Genomic DNA, 1,233 nt, shown 5'->3' on the forward strand with positions numbered 1-1,233 from the left:
TGGCATTCCCCCAATTTTGTAGACACTCTTCATAGCGCAATTTGACGTCTCTCGAACTCAAGGGGGCTGAGTTGGTCAAGATGTTTGTGACGTCGAACTGGATTGTAGAAGCCTTCAATGTACTCAAAGACTTCAGACCTGGCCTCCTGCCTTGTTTTGTAAATCCTCTTTTTGATTTTTTCACTCTTCAAGTTACTGAAGAACGATTCAGCCACCGCGTTGTCCCAGCAGTTGCCTCTTCGGCTCATACTGGGGCTCAATCGGTTTTCCTTGCACCAGCGGCTGAACTCATCACTTCCAAACTGCGAGCCCTGATCCGAGTGGATGATCACCGAGCCCTTAGGCCGGCGACGCCAAACCGCCATCGTCAACGCATCAAGAACCAAAGTGGTCTCCATGCTGCCTCGCATGCTCCAGCCCACCACAGCCCTTGAGTGCAAGTCCAGCACCACCGCCAAGTAAAGCCACCCTTCATACGTGCGGATGTACGTGATATCGGTCACCCAAACTTGATCCGCCGCGTCTTGCTGGAACTGGCGCTGCAACTGGTTGGGCGAGACCTGCGAGGGCCGGCCCACCTTGTAGCGAGGCCGCTTGTAGCCCCGCACAGACTTGATTTGAGCCATCCGCATCAGCCTGGCCACCCGGTTCTCGCTGCACGCAACACCAGCCTCCCTCAAATCACAAAAGATTCGGGGGCTGCCATAGATGCCCATGCTCTGGTCATAGAACTCTTTGATCTGCGTTGTCAGGGCTTGGTTCTGAACAGCCCTTGCCGATAAGGGCTCCAGCAACCAGGCATAGAAGCCACTGCGGTGAACGTCCAACACCCGGCACATGCCGCTCAAGGTGAACTCAGATCGGTGTGCCTTGATAAACGCGTACTTCACTCGGACTGTTTGGCAAAGTACGCGGCGGCCTTTTTTAGGATATCGCGCTCCTCTGTGGTGCGCCTGAGTTCAGCCTTCAAACGGTTGAGCTCTGCCTGCATTGACTTCATGTCATCAATGGCAACTGGCTCATTGGCTGCCTTGAACTTCTTGACCCAGGTGTACAGCAGGCCATCCCCAATCCCTAGTCGCTTGGCTACATCGATAACAGAGTGACCCCTGTCGATAACTTGGCGAACTGCCTCTTCTTTGAATTCAGCTGTGTATTTGGCTCTTTGCATTTGCATTTCTCCCATTCAGATTTTGACAACAATATTTGTCTACTGAATTGGGGGAATGCCAG

The 1,233-nt window shown here is 53.1% G+C and carries 1 protein-coding gene; it reads right to left on the bottom strand.

Annotation, left to right across the window (positions count from 1 at the left end):
* Nucleotides 1-29: 29 nt before the first annotated feature.
* Nucleotides 30-1,171 (bottom strand): IS3 family transposase gene (locus tag B9Z46_RS15000; RefSeq protein WP_108257386.1). Its coding sequence is split into 2 segments (ribosomal slippage): nucleotides 30-928 and nucleotides 928-1,171, totalling 1,143 coding nucleotides; the frame shifts between segments, so codons are not numbered across the junction.
* Between the last annotated feature and the right edge of the window lie 62 nt (nucleotides 1,172-1,233).

The sequence above is a fragment of the Limnohabitans sp. Hippo4 genome, assembly GCF_003063605.1.
Lineage (GTDB): Bacteria > Pseudomonadota > Gammaproteobacteria > Burkholderiales > Burkholderiaceae_C > Limnohabitans_A.